Source organism: Pseudomonas sp. S2_F07 (assembly GCF_054668325.1).
In genome coordinates this window covers 3,462,190-3,481,921 of sequence record NZ_CP162758.1, presented here as the reverse complement: position 1 = coordinate 3,481,921, position 19,732 = coordinate 3,462,190, and the positions used below count along the sequence as shown (strand labels likewise).

Here is a 19,732-nt window from a genome sequence, read left to right as displayed (position 1 = left end):
CAGAAACATTGCGCTTTTACGCTGCAAGCCTGAGCCTTGCGCTCTGCGGCAATGAAATTCGAGGTGAGCAACGTATGTATCACGGGGAAAGACTGAACGCCTGGACGCATCTGGCCGGGGCCGTGGCGGCGTTTATCGGCGGGGTGTGGCTGATTGTGCTGGCCAGTCTCGACGGCAGCCCGTGGAAGATCGTCAGCATGGCGATCTACGCCTTTACCTTACTGGTGCTCTACAGCGCATCGACCGTGTACCACAGCGTGCGCGGGCGCAAGAAAGCGATCATGCAGAAGGTCGATCACTTTTCGATCTACCTGTTGATCGCCGGCAGCTACACGCCGTTTTGCCTGGTGACCCTGCGCGGGCCGTGGGGCTGGACGTTGTTCGGGATTGTCTGGGGACTGGCGCTGATCGGCATCCTGCAGGAGATCAAGCCACGTTCGGAAGCGCGGATTCTGTCGATCGTGATTTATGCGGTGATGGGCTGGATTGTGTTGGTGGCGGTCAAGCCGCTGCTCGCGGCGCTGGGCGGCGCCGGGTTTGCGTGGCTGGCATCAGGCGGGGTGCTGTACACCGTCGGGATTATCTTTTTTGCCCTCGATCATCGCCTGCGCCATGCCCACGGGATCTGGCATCTATTCGTGATCGCCGGGAGCTTGCTGCACTTTGTGGCGATTTTCTTTTATGTCCTTTAAGGCTGTACCGGGACCAGGCGATCCAGCTGCTCCCGGGCTCGACGGCTGAATACCTGCAACAGATCGTTCAAGGTGTGGGGCGGCGGTTCGGCGGCGCGGGTCACTGCGTACAGGGTGATGGGTAACGGCGGTGCCAGGGGGCGGATCGTTGTGGTGGCGGGAGAGGCGCCAAGGGCGGTGAACGGATCGATCACCGCCAGGCCCGCGCCGGACTCCACCATCGCCCGTGCCAGTGAGTAGGTTTGTACGGCGATGCGTACCCTAGGCGGCGGTTCGACCGCTTCCAGGTAACTGTCGAGTCGCGCGGCCAGCGGATCGGCGCTGGATAAACCGATCAGCGGCGCATCCGCCAGCGCCAGCAGAGGCAACGGTTTACCCACCTCTTCCTGGGGCCAGTAACCAATCGGAGCCAGCGCCACCAGCACGCCGGACGCCAGCGCCTGGGCCTTGAGCCCCGGGTGATCCGGACGTTGCAGGGTCAGGGCGACATCCACTTCGCGCATCAACAGGTTCTGCACCAGTTCGCGACTGTGGGCGCTGGAGAGTTCGCAAGCGATGTCCGGGTAACGCCCGGTCCATTCGTGAATGGCCGGCGGCAGCAATGACAGGGCCAGCGCCGGAGTGGCACCGATGCGCAGGCTGTGGCCCGGTTCGCGGCGCAGGCTCTGCGCCAGGCGTCGCACGCCTTGCAGGCTTTCGCTGACCTTGTCCACTTCGCGCTCCAGTTCCAGCGCTTCCGGCGTCGCCTGCAACTTGCCGCGTACCCGCAGGAACAGCGGAAAACCCAATTGTTGCTCGGCGTGCTGCAACACCTTGCTCACCGCCGGTTGCGAGACGTGCAGCAATTGCGCGGCAGCGCTGATCGAACCGGTCTGGCGGATGGCCTGGAAAATCTCGATATGGCGAAGACGCATGGCAAGTCCATAACCTTTGTTTATGGGTTTGCCATCTTTATGCATTGTTCAGCGTCTGTCACCTGGCTCTAACCTTGGCCTCGTCTTCACAACAGTTTTAAGGACGGACATGGCTCAGCGTGTGTGCATCATCGGTGGCGGTGTGATTGGCCTGGCAACGGCCTACGCGCTGGTGCGCGACGGCTTTGAGGTGACGGTGGTCGAGGCCCGGGACTCGCTGGGCAGCGAAACCAGCTTCGCCAACGGCGGCCAGTTGTCCTATCGCTATGTCGCGCCCCTGGCCGACGCCGGTGTGCCATTGCAAGCCATCGGCTGGATGCTGCGCGGCGATTCACCGCTGAAGCTACGCCCGCGCTTCGACCTGGCCCAGTGGCGCTGGATGGCGTCGTTCCTCGGCGCTTGCCGTCGCTCGGTCAACCGCGAGAACGCCGCGCACTTGCTGCGCCTGGCACTGTTCAGCCAGGACACATTGAAGTCTTGGCGCGAGGATGATGGACTGGCGGGATTTCAGTGGCGGCGCAACGGCAAACTGGTGACTTTCCGCCAGAGCAGCAGCTTCGAGCATGCGCGCCTGGGCCTGGCTGACCCGCAGCACCAGCAGGTGTTGTCGCCGGCCGAATGCGCGCACCTTGAACCGGCGCTGATCGATGCGCCCTTTGTCGGCGCGATCTACACCCCGGACGAAGAGGTCGGCGACTGCCACGGTTTTTGCCAGCAACTGGCCGCCCGGCTGCAAGCGTCCGGCCGTTGCGAATTTCGTCTCGGACAAGCAGTGACCGGCATCCGCCACAGCAACGGCGGCGTCAACGCCATCGAACTGGGTGAGCTAGTGCTGCCGGTCGATCAACTGGTGATCGCCGCCGGTCACCGCAGTCCGCTGTTGGCGCTTCCCGGGCTGCAACTGCCGCTTTATCCGCTCAAGGGCTACAGCCTGACCGTGCCGATCGACGCCGGTCACCGGGCGCCGGACGTGAGCATCACTGACTACGACCGCAAGATCGTTTACGCCCGCATCGGCCAGCAATTGCGAGTGGCGGCGATGGTCGACATCGTCGGTTTCGACCCTGCCCTGGACCCCAAGCGCCTGGCGCTGATCAAGCGTCAGGCCCATGACACCTTTCCCAATGCCGGCGCCTATGACGAAGCCATTGAGTGGGCCGGCATGCGTCCGGCCACCCCCAGCGGTGTACCGTTGCTGGGCGCGACGGCGTATCGCAACCTGTGGCTCAACCTCGGCCACGGCGCGCTGGGTTTCACCCTGGCCTGCGGCAGCGGGCGCTTGCTCAGCGAGCTGATCGGCGAGCGCCGGCCGTCCATTGACCTTCAGGGTTTCAGCCACCGGGCCGCCTGAATACTGATTTTTGAAGAGGGCACTGCAATGACCATTACCCGACTGCACAGCAACCCGCGCCTGTCTGGCGCCGTGACCTTTGGCGACCTGGTGTTTCTCTCCGGGCAGGTGCCGGGCGATGCCCGGGATGCCAGCGGTCAGACCCGCGAAGTGCTGGCGAAAATCGATACCTTGCTGGCCGAGGCGGGCAGCGACAAGGATCATCTGCTCAGTGCGACCATTTACCTGAAGAACATCACCGAGGATTTTGCCGCGATGAACGAGGTCTGGTCGGCCTGGCTATCGCCGGGACAGGCACCGAGCCGCACCACCGTGCAGGCCGAACTGGCCCGACCGCAGGTGCTGGTGGAAATCACCGTCATCGCTGCGCGCGTCTGATAAACCAACACCCACAACGGAGAATAACAATGCAAAAAATCACGTTGCTCGCTTGTACGCTTGGCCTGTTGCTCGGCAGTCAGGTCCGGGCCAATGAAGCGCCGCTGACCGGCACCCTGAGCAAAATCGCCAGCGCCAACAGCATTACCCTGGGCTATCGCGATGCTTCGGTGCCGTTTTCCTACGTGGGTGATCACAGCGGCAAGCCGATGGGTTACTCGGTGGATCTGGCGGGCAAGATCGTCGAGCGCATCCAGCAGCAACTGGCGCTGCCGGACTTGAAGGTGAAGTACAACCTGGTGACCTCGCAGACCCGCATTCCACTGGTGCAGAACGGCACCGTGGACCTGGAGTGCGGCTCCACCGGCGTGACCGCCGAACGGCAGAAGCAGGTGGCGTTCTCCTATGGCTTCATCTACGTCAAAGGCCAGTTGCTGACCGCGAAGGACAGCGGGATCAAGAGCTTCGCCGATCTGCGTGGCAAGAACGTGGTGACCACCGCCGGTACTACCAACGAGCGCTTCCTGAAAAGCTACAACGTCGATCACAAGATCGACATGTTCGTGATCAGCGCCAAGGACCACGGCGAAGCCTTCCAGATGCTGCAATCGGGCCGGGCGGTGGCGTTCTACATGGACGACGCGCTGCTCTACGGTGAGCGCGCCAAGGCCAATGACCCGCACAAGTGGGTGGTGGTCGGGGAGGAGCAATCTCGGGAGATCTACAGTTGCATGGTGCGCAAGGACGATCCGCAGTTCCTGGCGCTGGTCAACGGCGCGTTGGCGGATCTGTACAGCTCGGGCGAGATCAATGGCATCTACAAGCGCTGGTTCGAGCAGCCGATCCCGCCGAAGGGGTTGAACCTTGAGTTCCCGATGACCAGCGAACTCAAGGCAATCATTGCCAAACCGGTGAGTGATCCGGTGCAGTAAATGCAAAAGATCGCAGCCTGCGGCAGCTCCTACAATTGGATGGCGTACATCCTGTAGGAGCTGCCGCAGGCTGCGATCTTTTTAGAAATCACCCCAAAGCTGCTGGGCCACCGCCAGTGCAACAACCGGCGCGGTTTCGGTGCGCAGCACCCGTGGACCGAGGCGGGCGGCGTGGAAGCCGCTGGCCTTGGCCTGATCGACTTCGGCATCGGACAAACCACCCTCCGGACCGATCAGGAATGCCAGACTTGAAGGTTTGGCATGGCTCACCATCGGCTCCGCCACCGGATGCAGCACCAGCTTCAATTCGGCTTCGGTCTGCTTCAACCAGTCAACCAGCAACAGCGGCGGATGAATCACCGGTACTCGCGAGCGTCCGCACTGTTCGCATGCGCTGATCGCCACCTGGCGCCAGTGCAGCAGGCGTTTGTCGGCGCGCTCGTCCTTGAGCCGGACTTCGCAGCGTTCGGTGAAGATCGGGGTGATTTCGGTGACGCCCAGCTCCGTGGCTTTCTGGATCGCCCAGTCCATGCGCTCGCCCCGGGACAGGCCCTGGCCGAGATGGATCTGCAGCGGCGATTCGATCTGCCCGGCGAAGCTTTCATCGATCTGTACCACGACACGCTTTTTGCCGACGTCGACCAGCCTGGCGCGAAACTCCTGGCCCGAACCGTCGAACAACTGCAACGCATCGCCCTCGGCCATGCGCAGCACGCGGCTGATGTAATGGGCCTGGGCTTCGGGCAACTCGTGCTCGCCGATGCTCAGGGGGGCGTCGATAAAGAAGCGGGACAGTCTCATGCGGGGTCTCTGTAATTCATGTATAGGTCTTATGGGCGTCTTCGCGAGCAAGTCGGATCGCCGCACCGCCGCTCCCACAGGGGATTGCGGTCAACTGTGGGAGCGGGCTTGCTCGCGAAAGCTTCAGCCCTGACACCACAGAAACTCAGGAAACAAATCAGCCCGGATCACGGAACCCAGGATGGAAGTCCTTCGGCACCGCCACGCTGACGCTGTCACGGGTCGCAATGTCGATCCCTTCGCTGGCCACTTCGGCAAGGAAGTCGATCTGCTCCGGGGTAATCACATAGGGCGGCAGGAAATACACCACGCTACCCAGCGGCCGCAGTAAAGCACCGCGCTCCAGGGCATGCTGGAACACCTTCAGGCCGCGACGTTCCTGCCATGGGTAAGCTTCCTTGGTGGCCTTGTCCTTGACCATCTCGATGGCCAGTACCATGCCGGTCTGGCGCACTTCGGATACGTTCGGGTGATCGACCAGGTGCGCCGTCGACGAAGCCATGCGCTGGGCCAGGGCCTTGTTGTTCTCGATGACGTTGTCTTCTTCGAAAATATCCAGGGTCGCCAGGGCCGCCGCGCACGCCAGCGGGTTGCCGGTGTAGCTGTGGGAGTGCAGGAAGGCGCGCAGGGTCGGGTAGTCGTCGTAGAACGCGCTGTAGACGTCGTCTGTGGTCATGCATGCCGCCAGCGGCAGATAGCCGCCTGTCAGGGCCTTGGACAGGCACAGGAAATCAGGGCGGATGCCGGCCTGTTCGCAGGCGAACATCGTCCCGGTGCGGCCGAAGCCGACGGCGATTTCGTCGTGGATCAGGTGCACGCCGTAACGGTCGCAGGCCTCTCGCAGCAGCTTGAGGTATACCGGGTGGTACATGCGCATGCCACCAGCGCCCTGGATCAGCGGCTCGACGATCACCGCCGCGACCGTGTCGTGGTTTTCGGCCAGGGTCTGCTCCATGGCGGCGAACATGTTGCGCGAGTGTTCTTCCCAGCTCATGCCTTGGGGGCGCAGGTAGCAGTCCGGGCTTGGTACCTTGATGGTGTCCATCAACAGCGCTTTGTAGGTCTCGGTGAACAGCGGTACGTCGCCCACCGACATCGCCGCCATGGTTTCGCCGTGGTAGCTGTTGGTCAGTGTGACGAAGCGCTTCTTGTTCGGCTGGCCGCGATTGAGCCAGTAGTGAAAGCTCATTTTCAGTGCGACTTCGATGCAGGACGAGCCATTATCGGCGTAGAAGCACCGGGTCAGGCCTTCCGGTGTCATCTTCACCAGGCGCTCGGACAACTCGATCACCGGTTGATGGCTGAAGCCGGCAAGAATCACATGTTCGAGCTGGTCGACCTGGTCCTTGATGCGTTGGTTGATCCGCGGGTTGGCGTGGCCGAACACATTGACCCACCAGGAGCTGACCGCATCGAGGTAGCGCTTGCCTTCGAAGTCTTCCAGCCACACGCCTTCCCCGCGCTTGATCGGGATCAGCGGCAGTTGTTCGTGATCTTTCATCTGGGTGCAGGGATGCCACAGCACGGCGAGGTCGCGTTGCATCCACTGATTATTCAGGCCCATTTTCACTCTCCTGGAGGCGGTCCGTGACCAGCGCGGACAAACAATCGCGCAAGCCTATGCAATGCGTGCCACGGGGACAACCCATTGTGTCGAATGAGCTACTTTGTACAGGCCGATAGACGTTGCTGGCGGGCGTCTGAAGGCTGACGTATCCTTCGCCGTTCTTGAGCCGTCTGGCTCGCAAAAACTGCTGTTTTCCTCGTGTGATTCCGGAGTTCGCTGAATGTCTGTCGGTTGGCTGCGCGCCTGTGCGCTGGTGATGTTGGGGCTGTTCAGCGTGTCTGCGCTGGCCAAGGATAAAACCGCGATCGTGATCGGCGGCGGCCTGTCGGGCCTGACTGCCGCGTACGAACTGCAGAACAAGGGCTGGCAGGTCATCTTGCTGGAAGCCAAGTCGAGCCTGGGCGGTCGCTCCGGCATGGCCACCAGCGAGTGGATCGGCAACGACAAGGTCCAGCCGGTGCTGAACAAGTACGTCTCGACCTTCAAGCTGAGCACCACGCCGGCCCCTGAGTTCGTGCGGACCCCGGGCTACCTGATCGATGGCGAGTATTTCTCCGCCGCCGACCTGGCGACCAAACAGCCGGCCACCGCCGAGGCGCTCAAGCGCTTTGACAAGACCGTGGACGATCTGGCCCGCTCGATCGACGACCCGCAGAACCCGGCCGCCAACAATACGCTGTACGCGCTGGACCAGATCAACGTGTCGAGCTGGCTCGACAAGCAGAACCTGCCGGCCACCGCCCGCCAGTTGATCAACCAGCAAATCCGTACCCGCTACGACGAACCTTCGCGCTTGTCGCTGCTGTACTTCGCGCAACAGAGCCGCGTCTATCGTGGCGTCTCCGATCGTGACCTGCGAGCTTCGCGCCTGGTCGGTGGCAGCCCGGTGCTGGCCCAGGCCTTCGTCAAGCAGCTGAAAACCATCAAGACCAGCTCCCCGGTCTCGTCGATCATTCAGGACAAGGACGGCGTGACCGTCAAAGTCGACAACGTCGGCTATCAGGCGGACTACGTGGTACTGGCCGTGCCATTGCGCGCCCTGAACAAGATCCAGATGACCCCGGCGCTTGACGCCCAGCACCTGGCGGCGATCAAGGGCACCAACTACGGTTGGCGCGACCAGATCATGCTCAAGTTCAAGACGCCGGTGTGGGAAAGCAAGGCGCGCATGTCCGGCGAGATCTACAGCAACGCCGGCCTGGGGATGTTGTGGGTCGAGCCTGCCCTGAAGGGTGGCGCCAACGTGGTGATCAACCTGTCCGGCGACAACGCGCGGGTGATGCAGGCATTCGGCGACAAGCAGATGGTCGACCAGGTGTTGATCCGCCTGCACGCGTTCTATCCACAGGCGCGTGGTTCGTTCACCGGTTATGAAATCCGTCGCTACAGCACCGACCCGTCCACCGGTGGCGCCTACCTGGCCTTCGGTCCGGGCCAGATCAGCAAGTTCTGGCGCCTGTGGGAACGCCCGATTCAGCGCGTAGCCTTCGCTGGTGAACACACCGATACCCTGTACCCGGGCACCCTGGAAGGCGCGCTGCGTACCGGTCAGCGTGCAGCCAGTCAGGTTGAAGACCTGGCGGCGGGCAAGTCGTTCGAACCGGCGAAAGTGGGTCCGGCTGCCGCAGCGGCGGGCGCTGGTGCGGTGGTGGCGAAGAAAGGCAATTTCTTCAGCAACCTGTTCGGCGGCTCCGACGACGAGAAGAAGCCGGAGCCGGTCAAGGCGCCAGAGCCGGTAGCGCCGGCAACTCCGGCACCTGCTCCGGTACCGGTTGTTGCACCGGCTCCGGTCGAAGCACCGAAGCCAGTAACCCCGGCAAAAGCCGAGCCGGTCAAAAAGGCTCCGGCGAAACCGGCTGCCAAGACCGAAGCGAAAAAAGCCCCGGCCAAGGCACCGGTAAAGAAGGCCGAGCCAGTGAAGAAGCCAGTGGCTAAACCCGCGGCGACTCCGACAACGGATGCCAAGGCGTAGTCAGCCCTGGGATAAAAAAACGCGGCGCAAATGCCGCGTTTTTTTATGCCCGGAGAAATCTGGGCACACAATCGAATAAACCTTTGGCAGGAAGTGTTATTGAGTTGGGCTACATTTTTGTACACACATTGGCCTTTAATCTTTTCTTAACTCATCTGTTTCAGACTCTTGATCGTATTTCTCGATATTTCAAAGCAAAATTTTCCGCTTTAATTCGATAGATAACTCGATAGTCTTGGGCCAGCACTTACAGGGATCTAGGCAATGCAGCTACGTAACTCTACCTCCCGCTACGGCTGGGTCAGCATCGTTATTCACTGGGTGGTGGCACTGGCGGTCTTCGGTCTGTTCGCGCTTGGGCTGTGGATGGTCGGGCTCGATTACTACAGCACCTGGCGCAAAGACGCGCCGGACCTGCACAAGAGCATCGGCCTGGTGTTGCTGGGTGTGATGCTGCTGCGGGTGCTTTGGCGCTTCATCAGCCCGCCGCCACCGACCTTGTCCAGCTACAGCCGCATGACGCGCCTCGGCGCCAGGTTCGGCCATGGATTTCTCTATCTCAGTCTGTTTGCCGTGTTGATTGCCGGTTACCTGATTTCCACCGCAGAAGGTGTCGGTATCCCGGTATTTGGCTTGTTTGAAGTCCCGGCGCTGATATCCGGACTGCCGGACCAGGCAGATACCGCTGGCGTGATTCACCTCTATCTGGCGTGGGTGCTGGTAATTTTTTCCGGCCTCCATGCGTTGGCAGCATTGAAGCACCACTTTATCGACCGTGATGTGACCCTCAAGCGAATGCTGGGTCGCAAAGCCTGAAGTTCAACCTCGACTCCAAAGGAAAACAAAGCATGTTGAAAAAGACTCTGGCCGCCCTGGCAATCGGTTCGGCCCTGTTGTCCGCCGGTAACGTAATGGCCGCTGACTATGTGGTCGACAAAGAAGGCCAGCACGCCTTCGTTGACTTCAAGATCAGCCACCTGGGCTACAGCTTCATCACCGGTACTTTCAAGGACATCGACGGCAAGTTCAGCTTCGACGCTGCCAAGCCTGAAGACAGCAAGATCGAGTTCAACGTGAACACCGCCAGTGTGTTCACCAACAACGCCGAGCGTGACAAGCACATCGCCAGCAAAGACTTCCTGAACGCCAGCAAAGCCACGTTTGTGTCCACCAGCGTCAAACCCACCGGCAAAAACGCCGCTGGCAAGGACACTGCTGACGTGGCTGGTGACCTGACGATCCTCGGTGTAACCAAGCCAATCGTGGTCAAGGCCACGTTCCTGGGCGAAGGCAAGGATCCATGGGGCGGCTACCGTGCAGGCTTTGAGGGTACTTTCAGCCTCAAGCGTTCCGATTTCGGCAAGCAGAAAGACCTGGGCCCATCGTCCGATGCGGTTGAGATGTACGTGACCTTTGAAGGTGTAAAAGCGAAGTAATGCTGAGACCGTAGGAGCTGGCGCAGGCTGCGATCTTTTCAGAATCAAAAGATCGCAGGCTTCGCCAGCTCCTGTAAAAGCAATTCGCGGCACAAACAAAAATGCCCTGATCGCGAGATCAGGGCATTTTTTATTTCAGCGATAACTCAGCGATTGCGGGTCAGCAACGCTGGTTTTTCACCACGAGGACGGCTTGGCAGTTGATCGAGTTGCTCAGGTGTCGGGAAGCGGTCAGCCTTCGACTCCTTGTGCATGATCTTCGGCGCGGGACCGCGCGGGTTCTGTACGGCAGGCTCCGAACGCGGCTGGTCGTCACGGGCCGGGCGGCGATTGCGCGAGTCTTCGCGGCGGGCCTGGCCGTCGCGCGGTGCGCCACTGCGAGGACCGCTACGCTTGGCCGGTGGGGTGCCAGTGCTGGCGCCATCGCTGTTGCGTGGGCCGTTCTGGCGACCTTGTGGCTTGCCGGAACGTGGAGCGCCCGAACCTGCCGCGGTGCCCTGTGCCGGAGCGCCCGGACGGCGACCACGGCCTTGAGCCGGCTTTTGCTGTGGCACGTAGTCGACGCGGTTACCGAAGTTATCCACATCGTCGTCCAGGAACTCGTCCGGGGCACGGTCAGCGGCGGCACGAGGAGGCTGCGACGGACGCTGTTCGCGAGCCGGAGTGCCTTCACGTGGTTTTTGCTGACGGGCCGGGCGCTCACCGCGTTCGCCGGCCGGTTTTTCCTTGCCCTTGTCCTTGCCTTTGTCCTTGCGACCACCGCCGCCACCGCTGCCATTCGGACCGTCGCCGCGCGGGCCACGTGGATTGCGTGGGTTACGCATGTCCGGACGCTCGCGCACTTCAGGCTTTTCCGCCTCGATGGTGCTGGCATCGAAGCCCATCAGGTCGCCGTCGGCGATTTTCTGCCTGGTCATGCGTTCGATGCTTTTCAGCAGTTTTTCTTCGTCCGGGGCTACCAGCGAAATCGCCTCGCCCGAACGGCCGGCACGGCCGGTACGACCGATACGGTGCACGTAGTCTTCATCGACGTTCGGCAGCTCGAAGTTGACCACGTGTGGCAACTGGTCGATGTCCAGGCCGCGAGCGGCGATGTCGGTGGCGACCAGGATGCGCACGGTGCCGGCCTTGAAGTCGGCCAGGGCTTTGGTGCGGGCGTTCTGGCTCTTGTTGCCGTGGATCGCGACGGCGCTCAGGCCGTGCTTGTCCAGGTACTCGGCCAAGCGGTTGGCGCCGTGCTTGGTGCGGGTGAACACCAACACTTGTTCCCAGGCGCCAGCGGTGATCAGGTGCGCCAGCAGCGAACGTTTGTGGCTGGCCGGCAGGCGGAACACGCGCTGTTCGATGCGCTCGACCGTGGTGTTCGGCGGCGTGACTTCGATGCGTTCCGGATTGTGCAGCAGCTTGCCGGCGAGGTCGGTGATGTCCTTGGAGAAGGTCGCCGAGAACAGCAGGTTCTGGCGTTTGGCCGGCAGACGGGCCAGGACCTTCTTCACGTCATGGACGAAGCCCATGTCGAGCATGCGGTCGGCTTCGTCCAGCACGAGGATTTCCACGTGGGACAGATCGACGCTGCCTTGGCCGGCGAGGTCGAGCAGGCGGCCGGGGCAGGCCACCAGCACGTCTACGCCACGGGACATGGCCTGAACCTGCGGGTTCATGCCGACACCGCCGAAAATGCAGGCGCTGACGAACTTCAGGTCACGGGCATAGACCTTGAAGCTTTCATGCACTTGGGCTGCGAGTTCGCGAGTCGGGGTCAGGACCAGTACGCGCGGTTGGCGCGGGCCGTGACGCTGGGATTTGTCCGGGTGACCGTTGGGGAACAACCGCTCCAGAATCGGAAGGGCGAAACCGCCGGTTTTACCAGTACCTGTCTGTGCCGCGACCATCAGGTCGCGACCTTGCAACACGGCGGGAATGGCCCGCTGTTGCACCGGAGTAGGCTCGGTATAGCCCGCTGCCTCGATGGCGCGGACTAAAGCCTCGGAGAGACCGAGGGAAGCAAAGGACATGAGTAATCCTGTTCTAGTTAGGGCTTGGCCCAATGGGAGTCTTGCCTGGCGCGAATCGCGTTTAAGAGGACGCAATCCCGTCCGGTCCTGCTGGGTCTCGAAGGCTCGTCTGCAAGCGCTCGCGCGGGCTGAAAGCTGCGCAGTAGCGGGGTTGAGATGCCTTTAACGATTCCGAGCGTCCGGGCGTGAGCCTGGCGGGAAGGCCGGAGTATAACAGAGCAATCACTGCGCGCCGCTTTCCTGCTGCTCAACGGTTTTTTCCGTGGCAACCGTGGCCTTTTCAGTCTTCACGCTGGCTGCCGGTTCCGCGCCGTAGCGGGCACTCAGTTCAGCGTAGGCGGGCTCACGTTTGAAACGCTTGAGTTCGGCGCCGAAACGCTGCACCAGCAGATCCATGCCCGCATTGCGCCGCACGGCGAGAAACTGGCTTTGCTGGCTGATGATCGTGGGGTTTTCGGTGATCTTGTCGCGGATTCCCAGTTCGTCGAGCAAATGCTGACCGACCCGGCGGTCGGTGATCAGCAGGTCAATCCGCCCGCGCACCAGTTTGCCGAAGTTGGCTTCATGGGTAGGGGCCGGCTCGCGGGTGAACAACGTCGAATCGCTGAAATCCTTGCTGTAAAGGTAACCCGGCGAGGTGCCAATGGTCAGGCCTTGCAAGTCATCGAGGGTGCGAAACGGATGGGGCCGTTCATTGGCGTAGAACATCACGAACTGGACTTCAGACAGGGGTTCGCTGGGGTAGAGCAGGGTCGCTTCGCGTTCGTCGCTGTGAAAGATGTCCAGCGCGCCGTCGGCCTGGCCTGTCTCCAGCATCGACAGGCAGCGTTTCCATGGCAGGAACTGCCACTCCACTTCGATGCCCAGGCGCTTGAAGACAATGGCGGTGGTTTCGTAGTCCAGGCCCAGGGATTTGCCGTTGTTGTCTTCGTATACGTAGGGCGCCCAGGGTTCCGTGACAATGCGCAGCTTCTCGCCCCGGGCGGTGAGGCTCAGGCAAGTGAAGACAAGCACGGCGATTAGCTGCGTGATCAAAGGCATGGGCTGAGATTACGACGAGAAACCGGAAAGAGCCAGAAACTGACCGCAGATGCTCTAACTCCGTGGATTGCCGCACATTAATAGTGCGTTGAAAGCAAAAGATCGCAGCCTGCGGCAGCTCCTACAGGGAATACACATTTCTCTGTAGGAGCTGCCGCAGGCTGCGATCTTTTAATCGTGCTTTAACGACTTTTAACGCGGCAACTTCAGGTTGTTCCACACCGCCAGGCTCGCTTCAGCCTGGTTCAGGGTGTAGAAGTGCAGCCCTGGAGCGCCACCCTGCAGCAGTTGTTCGCACATCTCGGTGATGACCTGTTCGCCAAAGCGTTGAATGCTCTGGGTGTCGTCGCCGTAGGCTTCCAGTTGCTTGCGGATCCAGCGCGGGATTTCCGCACCGCAGGCATCGGAGAAGCGCGCCAGCTTGCTGTAGTTGGTGATCGGCATGATGCCCGGCACGATCGGGATGTTCACGCCCAGTGCCCGCACGCGTTCCACGAAGTAGAAGTAGCAGTCGGCGTTGAAGAAGTACTGGGTGATTGCACTGTCGGCGCCAGCCTTGGCCTTGCGCACGAAGTTGGCAACATCGTCTTCGAAATTGCGCGCTTGCGGATGCATTTCCGGGTAAGCGGCGACTTCGATGTGGAAATGATCACCGGTTTCTTCGCGAATGAATTCAACCAGGTCATTGGCGTGGCGCATTTCACCGCTGGCCATGCCCATGCCCGAAGGCAGGTCACCGCGCAGGGCGACGATACGCTTGATGCCGGCGGCCTTGTACTGGGCCAGCAGGCCACGCAGGTCAGCTTTGCTATCGCCCACGCAGGACAGGTGCGGAGCGGCAGGGATTTTGACTTCGCTTTCGAGCTGCAACACGGTGTTCAGCGTGCGATCACGGGTCGAACCGCCGGCGCCGTAGGTGCAGGAGAAGAAATCGGGGTTGTAGGCGGCCAGCTGGCGAGCAGTGGCCAGCAGCTTTTCTTGCCCAGCATCGGTCTTCGTAGGGAAGAACTCGAAGCTGTAGCGACGATCTTGGGACATGGGAATACCCTTGAAAACGCGTAAGCCTGTGAGGCTTGCACATCCCATGTGGGAGCGGGCTTGCTCGCGAAAGCAGTGGGTCAGTCGACATTAATGTTGAATGATAAATCGCTTTCGCGGGCAAGCCCGCTCCCACAGGGAGAGCAGGCAGCAGATCCGATCAGTAGCGGTAAGCGTGCGGCTTGAACGGGCCTTCGACGGTCACGCCGATGTAGTCGGCCTGGGTCTTGGTCAGTTGAGTCACAACACCGCCGAAGCCGCGAACCATTTCCAGGGCCACTTCTTCGTCGAGTTTCTTCGGCAGTACTTCAACGGTCAGGCGCTCGGCTTTCTGGGCTGGCGACAGGTCGGCGTACTTCTGGCCGAACAGGAAGATCTGCGCCAGAACCTGGTTGGCGAACGAACCGTCCATGATGCGGCTCGGGTGGCCGGTTGCGTTACCCAGGTTAACCAGACGGCCTTCGGCCAGCAGGATCAGGTAGTCGTCGTTCTGCGGGTCGAAATCGCCAGCGCCGGTACGGTGGATCTTGTGAACCTGCGGCTTCACTTCTTCCCATGCCCAGTTCTTGCGCATGAAAGCGGTGTCGATTTCGTTGTCGAAATGACCGATGTTGCAGACAACAGCGCGCTTCTTCAGGGCTTTGAGCATGTTTGCATCGCAAACATTGACGTTACCGGTGGTGGTCACGATCAGGTCGATCTTGCCCAGCAGTGCCTTGTCGATGCTTGCTTCAGTACCGGTGTTGATACCGTCGATGAACGGCGAAACCAGTTCGAAACCGTCCATGCAGGCTTGCATGGCGCAGATCGGGTCGACTTCGGAGACTTTGACGATCATGCCTTCCTGACGCAGGGACTGGGCCGAACCCTTGCCCACGTCGCCGTAGCCGATGACCAGCGCTTGCTTGCCGGACAGCAGGTGGTCGGTGCCGCGCTTGATCGCATCGTTCAGGCTGTGACGGCAGCCGTACTTGTTGTCGTTCTTGCTCTTGGTCACCGAGTCGTTGACGTTGATGGCCGGGATTTTCAGCTCGCCCTTGGCCAGCATGTCCAGCAGGCGGTGAACGCCGGTGGTGGTTTCTTCGGTCACGCCGTGGACGCGGTCCAGAACGGCTGGGTACTTCTTGTGCAGCAGTTCGGTCAGGTCGCCGCCGTCGTCGAGGATCATGTTGGCATCCCAAGGCGCGCCATCTTTCAGGATGGTTTGCTCCAGGCACCATTCGTACTCTTGTTCAGTCTCGCCTTTCCAGGCGAAAACCGGGATGCCGGCAGCGGCGATGGAAGCGGCGGCCTGATCCTGAGTCGAGAAAATGTTGCAGGACGACCAGCGCACTTCGGCACCCAGGGCAACCAGGGTTTCGATCAGCACGGCAGTCTGAATGGTCATGTGGATGCAGCCGAGGATCTTCGCGCCCTTGAGCGGTTGCTCTTCGGAGTACTTGCGACGCAGACCCATCAGGGCCGGCATTTCGGATTCGGCGATGATGGTTTCGCGACGGCCCCAGGCAGCCAGGGACATGTCGGCGACTTTGTAGTCGGTAAAATCTGCAGGCGTGATAACAGCGCTCATGAAGAGCCTCCATTCGTAATGTATGCGAATGGGCGCCGTTGTGCGTTTAGTGTCCAGCCACTGAAGGCCAGGCAACGCCCCATCCGAGCCTGACAGGTCGAACCTGCTGCAGCGCCCCTCGGACAGGTGGCGGGAAAACGGTATCAAGTAGAGGTTACCGTTTTGAAACGGTGGCGATTATAGCGGGCTATGCCGATCTTCCAAAGCGTTTCTGTCGGTCAATGTCCGAACGGTAATCGAGACCATAGACGACGCTCAATAGAGCTCTAGGTCGGGCTCTGCCATGATGGTCAGCATCATTCGGCAAGACGCTCAGGAGTGAACATGAATTTCCACACCCGCAAATGGGTAAAACCCGAAGACCTCAACCCCAACGGCACGCTGTTCGGCGGCAGCCTTCTGCGCTGGATCGACGAAGAGGCGGCGATCTACGCCATCGTCCAGTTGGGCAACCAGCGTGTGGTCACCAAGTACATCTCCGAAATCAACTTCGTCAGCGCCTCGCGCCAGGGCGACATCATCGAGTTGGGCATTACCGCTACCGAGTTCGGTCGCACCTCGATCACCCTGACGTGCGAAGTACGCAACAAGATCACCCGCAAGAGCATTCTCACCGTTGAAAAAATGGTGTTCGTGAACCTCGGTGAAGACGGCTTGCCGGCACCTCACGGCCGGACCGAGATCAAGTACGTCAAGGACCAGTTCAAGGATGATGACGTCGGCTCGTAATACGAGCCCCGTAGGAGCTGCCGCAGGCTGCGATCTTTTGATCTTGATTTTAAGCAGTCAGTGATGACGCCAGGATCCAAGTCAAAAGATCGCAACCTTCGGCAGCTCCTACCGAACGTAACTTGATCGGCGCGTGTCGTAGCTAAATAGCCCGCCACCGGTTGCGCATCCCATGAACTCGGCACAAGACGGCAAGACCCCGAACCTTTCGGCGCAAGAAGAGCACGAAGTCGAAAAGAGCCAGCCGCCCCGCGCCGCGGTGCTGCACGAGATCATCCGTACCCAGGGCGATCAGGAACTGGAGCGCAGCATTGCGGCGTTGTGGTGGTCGGCGCTGGCGGCGGGGTTGACCATGGGCCTGTCGCTGATGGGCATGGGGTTGCTCAATTCGCGTCTGCCGGATGGCGAAGGGTTCAAGGTGATCGCGAGTTTTGGTTATTGCGCCGGTTTTCTCGCGGTGATCCTGGCCCGCCAGCAGCTGTTCACCGAAAATACCCTGACCGCCGTGCTGCCGGTGATGACCAAGCCGACGCTGGCCAACTTCGGCCGGCTGCTACGGCTGTGGACGGTGGTGCTGGCCGGCAACCTCTGTGGCACCTTGCTGGTGGCGTACGTGATGCTGGAACTGCCGATTTTCGACAGCAAGACCGATGTCGCCTTCCTCGATATCGGCCGCAAGGTCATGGAAAACCACGCCAGCCAGATGTTCGCCAAGGGCATCATTTCCGGATGGATGATCGCCACCATGGTCTGGATGATCCCGTCCATGGAGAGTGCCAAGATGTGGATCATCATCCTCATCACCTACCTCATGGCGCTGGGGGATTTCACCCACATCGTGGTCGGTTCGCTGGAGGTTTCGTATCTGGTGTTTGCCGGCGAGTTGCCGTGGAGTGATTTCTGGCTGGTGTTCGCCGGGCCGACGCTGGCGGGGAACATCATCGGTGGCAGTTTTATTTTCGCGCTGATCAGCCATGCGCAGATTCGCAGCGAAAGCGGGCCGCCGAAAAAATCAGCGGATCAGAGCGAGGCGCCCGATCCGCAGCAGATCAAAAAACCATCAAGGTGATGTTCAGCCCACCACGTCGAGTGCAGCCGCACCGCGGCGCTGGCGATAGATGAAGAACAGTGCAGTCACCACAGTCAGCCCGCTGACCAGCGCGCCGGTCCAGGGCAGGTCTGCCAGGTCGGCGCCGCTGGCCACCACCAGCCCGCCGATCCAGGCGCCGGCCGCGTTGCCCAGGTTGAAGGCGCTCTGGTTCAGGGTCGAACCCAGGTTCGGTGCTTCGTGGGCCTGGTCGATGATCAGCAGTTGCAGGATCGGGCACAGGGCGAAGGCAAATGTCCCCCACAACACCAGCGTGATCGCCGCCGGGATCACCGAATGGCTGGTTTGCGTGAAGGCCGCCAACACCACCAGAACCGCCAGCGCCATGCCCACCAGAGAAGGCAGCAAGCGGCTGTCCGCCAGACGACCACCGAGCATGCTGCCGGCGGTCAAGCCAACACCGAACAACAACAGCATGATGGTGACGCCGTGGGGGCTGACACCGGTGATGTCCTGCAGGATTGGCGCAATGTAGGTGAACACACTGAACAGGCTGGTCGAGGCCAGCACGCTCATACCCAGGGCCAGCAGCACGTTGGCCTTGCCCAGCACCTTGAACTCGCTGGCCAGGTTGGCTTTATCCATCGCGATGTTTTTCGGCAGCCAGACCCATTGCGCAATCGCCGCCAGAACCCCGATCACCGACACCGCCCAGAAGGTCGAGCGCCAGCCGGCGTATTGCCCGAGTGCGGTGCCCAGTGGCACGCCGAGCACGTTGGCCAGGGTCAGGCCGGTGAACATCATGGCAATCGCCTGAGCCCGTTTGTTGGGGGCCACCAGTCCGGCAGCCACCACCGAACCGATGCCGAAAAATGCGCCGTGGCACAGTGCTGTGATCACGCGTGCGGCCATCAGCGTGGCGTAGTTCGGCGCCAGTGCACAGAGCATGTTGCCGAGGATGAACATCAGCGTCATGCCCAACAGCGTGGCCTTGCGGGGCATGTTGGCGGTGCCGACCGCGAGGATCGGCGCACCGAACACCACGCCCAGGGCGTAGCCGGTGATCAGCAATCCGGCATCGGGAATACTCACGCTGAGGTCGCGGGCGACATCGGGCAAAAGACCCATGATGACGAATTCAGTGGTGCCGATGCCGAAGGCGGCAACAGCGAGGGCAAGCAAAGCGAGTGGCATGCGCAAGGTCTCTGTCGGTAGTCTTGACGCTGTGATCAGGCATACGCAGGCCGACGACCGTTCTCGATGAGAGCGGGCCGGGCAGAATTTTTTTTGGAATTAGTCTGTGCGCAACTGAGTGCGGCGTGGTCGCTTGCAGTATAAACAGACACTGAAATATGGCGAATCAATTCTCTGCACCCCAACAAGGATCGTGGAGACAACAAAAGGAGTGGGTCGTGCTTGCGACTGCGTTGGTGTTGGTGGCGGCGCTGTTGCATGCGGCGTGGAATACCCTGATCAAGTTCAGTGCCGAGCGACTGTTGGTAGTGGCCTGCATGGACAGCGTGGCGCTGCTCTTTGTCGTGCTGATGTTGCCGTTCCTGAGTGTGCCGCCGCTGGAGATCTGGCCGTGGATCCTGGCATCGGCGGCGTTCGAGTTGCTCTATCGCTATTTGCTGATCCAGGCCTATCGGGTCGGCGACCTCGGGCTGGTCTATCCATTGATGCGCGGCCTCTCGCCGTTGGTGGTGCTGGCGCTGACGCTGATCTTTGCCGGGGAAGTGCTGACCCATCAGCAGATTTTCGGCATCCTGCTGATTCCGTTCGGCATGTTGTGCCTGCTCTGGCAGGGCGGCGGCGGAGCGCGTTTGCCGTGGTCAATGTTGCCGGTGGTGGCACTGATCGGCCTGTGCATCGGTTGCTACACCTACATCGACGGGCAGGCATTGCGGCGCTGGTCCCATCCACTGGATTACCTGGTCTGGGTCACCTTGCTCAGTGCCTGGCCTTTTCCGCTGTTGGCATTGGTGCGCAAACGGCCTGCGTTCATGTTGTTCTGGCGCGAGCAGTGGCGACTGGGCCTGGCCGTCGGGTTCTGCGTGTTGTTCAGCTACGCTCTGGTGCTGTGGGCGATGCAATTGGGATCGATTGCAGAGGCAGCGGCGTTGCGCGAGATCAGCGTAATCCTGGTGGTACTGTTTGGCATGCGTTACCTCAAAGAACCTTTTGGCGGGCCGCGCCTCTTAGCCTGTGGGCTGGTGCTGATCGGTATATTGATCATGAAATTTTGACT

The 19,732-nt window shown here is 61.0% G+C and carries 18 protein-coding genes and 1 riboswitch; of the genes, 10 read left to right on the top strand and 8 right to left on the bottom strand.

Translation table 11 applies throughout. From position 1 onward, the window contains the following. Window positions 1–74 precede the first annotated feature (74 nt). A complete protein-coding gene (gene trhA, locus AB4O40_RS15740; RefSeq protein ID WP_007975433.1) occupies window positions 75–692 on the top strand; it encodes a PAQR family membrane homeostasis protein TrhA in 618 nt (205 codons plus the stop codon). On the opposite strand, the gene AB4O40_RS15735 is transcribed toward trhA, so the two are convergent. Continuing rightward, entirely contained in the window at window positions 689–1,606 is a 918-nt protein-coding gene (locus AB4O40_RS15735; protein ID WP_056726514.1) for a LysR family transcriptional regulator, read from the bottom strand. The genes trhA and AB4O40_RS15735 overlap by 4 nt on opposite strands. Before the next feature lie 109 nt (window positions 1,607–1,715). On the opposite strand from AB4O40_RS15735, the gene AB4O40_RS15730 reads away from it, so the two are divergent. The 3 genes from AB4O40_RS15730 to AB4O40_RS15720 are packed head-to-tail and all read left to right on the top strand — an operon-like array spanning window position 1,716 to window position 4,267. Further along, window positions 1,716–2,957 carry a D-amino acid dehydrogenase gene (locus AB4O40_RS15730; RefSeq protein ID WP_056726515.1) on the top strand — a complete coding sequence of 414 codons (1,242 nt, stop codon included), beginning with the start codon at window positions 1,716–1,718 and terminating at the stop codon, window positions 2,955–2,957. Between the two features lie 27 nt (window positions 2,958–2,984). Then, window positions 2,985–3,335: a RidA family protein gene (locus tag AB4O40_RS15725; protein ID WP_007975437.1), complete on the top strand. Its 351-nt coding sequence runs from the start codon at window positions 2,985–2,987 to the stop codon at window positions 3,333–3,335. Between the two features lie 29 nt (window positions 3,336–3,364). After that, window positions 3,365–4,267 (top strand): transporter substrate-binding domain-containing protein, encoded by a 903-nt coding sequence (locus AB4O40_RS15720; protein ID WP_056726516.1) that lies wholly within the window; start codon window positions 3,365–3,367, stop codon window positions 4,265–4,267. A gap of 81 nt (window positions 4,268–4,348) precedes the next feature. Here AB4O40_RS15720 and AB4O40_RS15715 read toward each other — a convergent pair whose 3' ends face one another. Both AB4O40_RS15715 and AB4O40_RS15710 read right to left on the bottom strand, forming a co-directional pair. After that, window positions 4,349–5,068 (bottom strand): 16S rRNA (uracil(1498)-N(3))-methyltransferase, encoded by a 720-nt coding sequence (locus AB4O40_RS15715; protein ID WP_056726517.1) that lies wholly within the window; start codon window positions 5,066–5,068, stop codon window positions 4,349–4,351. Window positions 5,069–5,225: 157 nt separating this feature from the next. Beyond that, the gene (locus AB4O40_RS15710; protein ID WP_056726518.1) at window positions 5,226–6,632 is read right to left on the bottom strand and encodes an adenosylmethionine--8-amino-7-oxononanoate transaminase; all 1,407 of its coding nucleotides are present in this window, start codon (window positions 6,630–6,632) and stop codon (window positions 5,226–5,228) included. A 223-nt stretch (window positions 6,633–6,855) separates the two neighbouring features. Here AB4O40_RS15710 and AB4O40_RS15705 point away from each other — a divergent pair, with 223 nt between their 5' ends. The 3 genes from AB4O40_RS15705 to AB4O40_RS15695 all read left to right on the top strand — a co-directional run bounded on the left by AB4O40_RS15705 (window position 6,856) and on the right by AB4O40_RS15695 (window position 10,043). Further along, the gene (locus AB4O40_RS15705; protein ID WP_056726519.1) at window positions 6,856–8,607 is read left to right on the top strand and encodes a flavin monoamine oxidase family protein; all 1,752 of its coding nucleotides are present in this window, start codon (window positions 6,856–6,858) and stop codon (window positions 8,605–8,607) included. A gap of 264 nt (window positions 8,608–8,871) precedes the next feature. After that, complete coding sequence (locus AB4O40_RS15700; protein WP_414913452.1) at window positions 8,872–9,423, top strand: cytochrome b; 552 nt, start codon at window positions 8,872–8,874, stop codon at window positions 9,421–9,423. Window positions 9,424–9,455: 32 nt separating this feature from the next. Then, the gene (locus tag AB4O40_RS15695; RefSeq protein WP_015097179.1) at window positions 9,456–10,043 is read left to right on the top strand and encodes a YceI family protein; all 588 of its coding nucleotides are present in this window, start codon (window positions 9,456–9,458) and stop codon (window positions 10,041–10,043) included. Window positions 10,044–10,189: 146 nt separating this feature from the next. On the opposite strand, the gene AB4O40_RS15690 is transcribed toward AB4O40_RS15695, so the two are convergent. From AB4O40_RS15690 to ahcY, 4 genes are all read right to left on the bottom strand, one after another. Continuing rightward, complete coding sequence (locus AB4O40_RS15690) at window positions 10,190–12,058, bottom strand: DEAD/DEAH box helicase (RefSeq protein WP_056726521.1); 1,869 nt, start codon at window positions 12,056–12,058, stop codon at window positions 10,190–10,192. A 222-nt stretch (window positions 12,059–12,280) separates the two neighbouring features. After that, complete coding sequence (locus tag AB4O40_RS15685; RefSeq protein WP_460053878.1) at window positions 12,281–13,099, bottom strand: substrate-binding periplasmic protein; 819 nt, start codon at window positions 13,097–13,099, stop codon at window positions 12,281–12,283. A 192-nt stretch (window positions 13,100–13,291) separates the two neighbouring features. Continuing rightward, the gene (gene metF / locus AB4O40_RS15680) at window positions 13,292–14,137 is read right to left on the bottom strand and encodes a methylenetetrahydrofolate reductase [NAD(P)H] (RefSeq protein WP_056726523.1); all 846 of its coding nucleotides are present in this window, start codon (window positions 14,135–14,137) and stop codon (window positions 13,292–13,294) included. Window positions 14,138–14,297: 160 nt separating this feature from the next. Beyond that, window positions 14,298–15,707: an adenosylhomocysteinase gene (gene ahcY, locus AB4O40_RS15675; RefSeq protein WP_056726524.1), complete on the bottom strand. Its 1,410-nt coding sequence runs from the start codon at window positions 15,705–15,707 to the stop codon at window positions 14,298–14,300. Between the two features lie 23 nt (window positions 15,708–15,730). After that, window positions 15,731–15,833: riboswitch (S-adenosyl-L-homocysteine riboswitch) on the bottom strand. Between the two features lie 198 nt (window positions 15,834–16,031). Between ahcY and AB4O40_RS15670 the strand changes: the two genes are divergently transcribed. Next, window positions 16,032–16,436: an acyl-CoA thioesterase gene (locus AB4O40_RS15670; protein WP_056726525.1), complete on the top strand. Its 405-nt coding sequence runs from the start codon at window positions 16,032–16,034 to the stop codon at window positions 16,434–16,436. Between the two features lie 172 nt (window positions 16,437–16,608). Then, window positions 16,609–17,505, top strand: a complete 897-nt coding sequence (locus tag AB4O40_RS15665) for a formate/nitrite transporter family protein (RefSeq protein WP_223541331.1) — start codon at window positions 16,609–16,611, stop codon at window positions 17,503–17,505. 3 nt (window positions 17,506–17,508) lie between these two features. Here AB4O40_RS15665 and AB4O40_RS15660 read toward each other — a convergent pair whose 3' ends face one another. Next, window positions 17,509–18,678: an MFS transporter gene (locus AB4O40_RS15660; protein WP_056726527.1), complete on the bottom strand. Its 1,170-nt coding sequence runs from the start codon at window positions 18,676–18,678 to the stop codon at window positions 17,509–17,511. Window positions 18,679–18,896: 218 nt separating this feature from the next. Here AB4O40_RS15660 and AB4O40_RS15655 point away from each other — a divergent pair, with 218 nt between their 5' ends. Then, complete coding sequence (locus AB4O40_RS15655; protein ID WP_056726528.1) at window positions 18,897–19,730, top strand: EamA family transporter; 834 nt, start codon at window positions 18,897–18,899, stop codon at window positions 19,728–19,730. The last annotated feature ends 2 nt before the right edge of the window (window positions 19,731–19,732 follow it).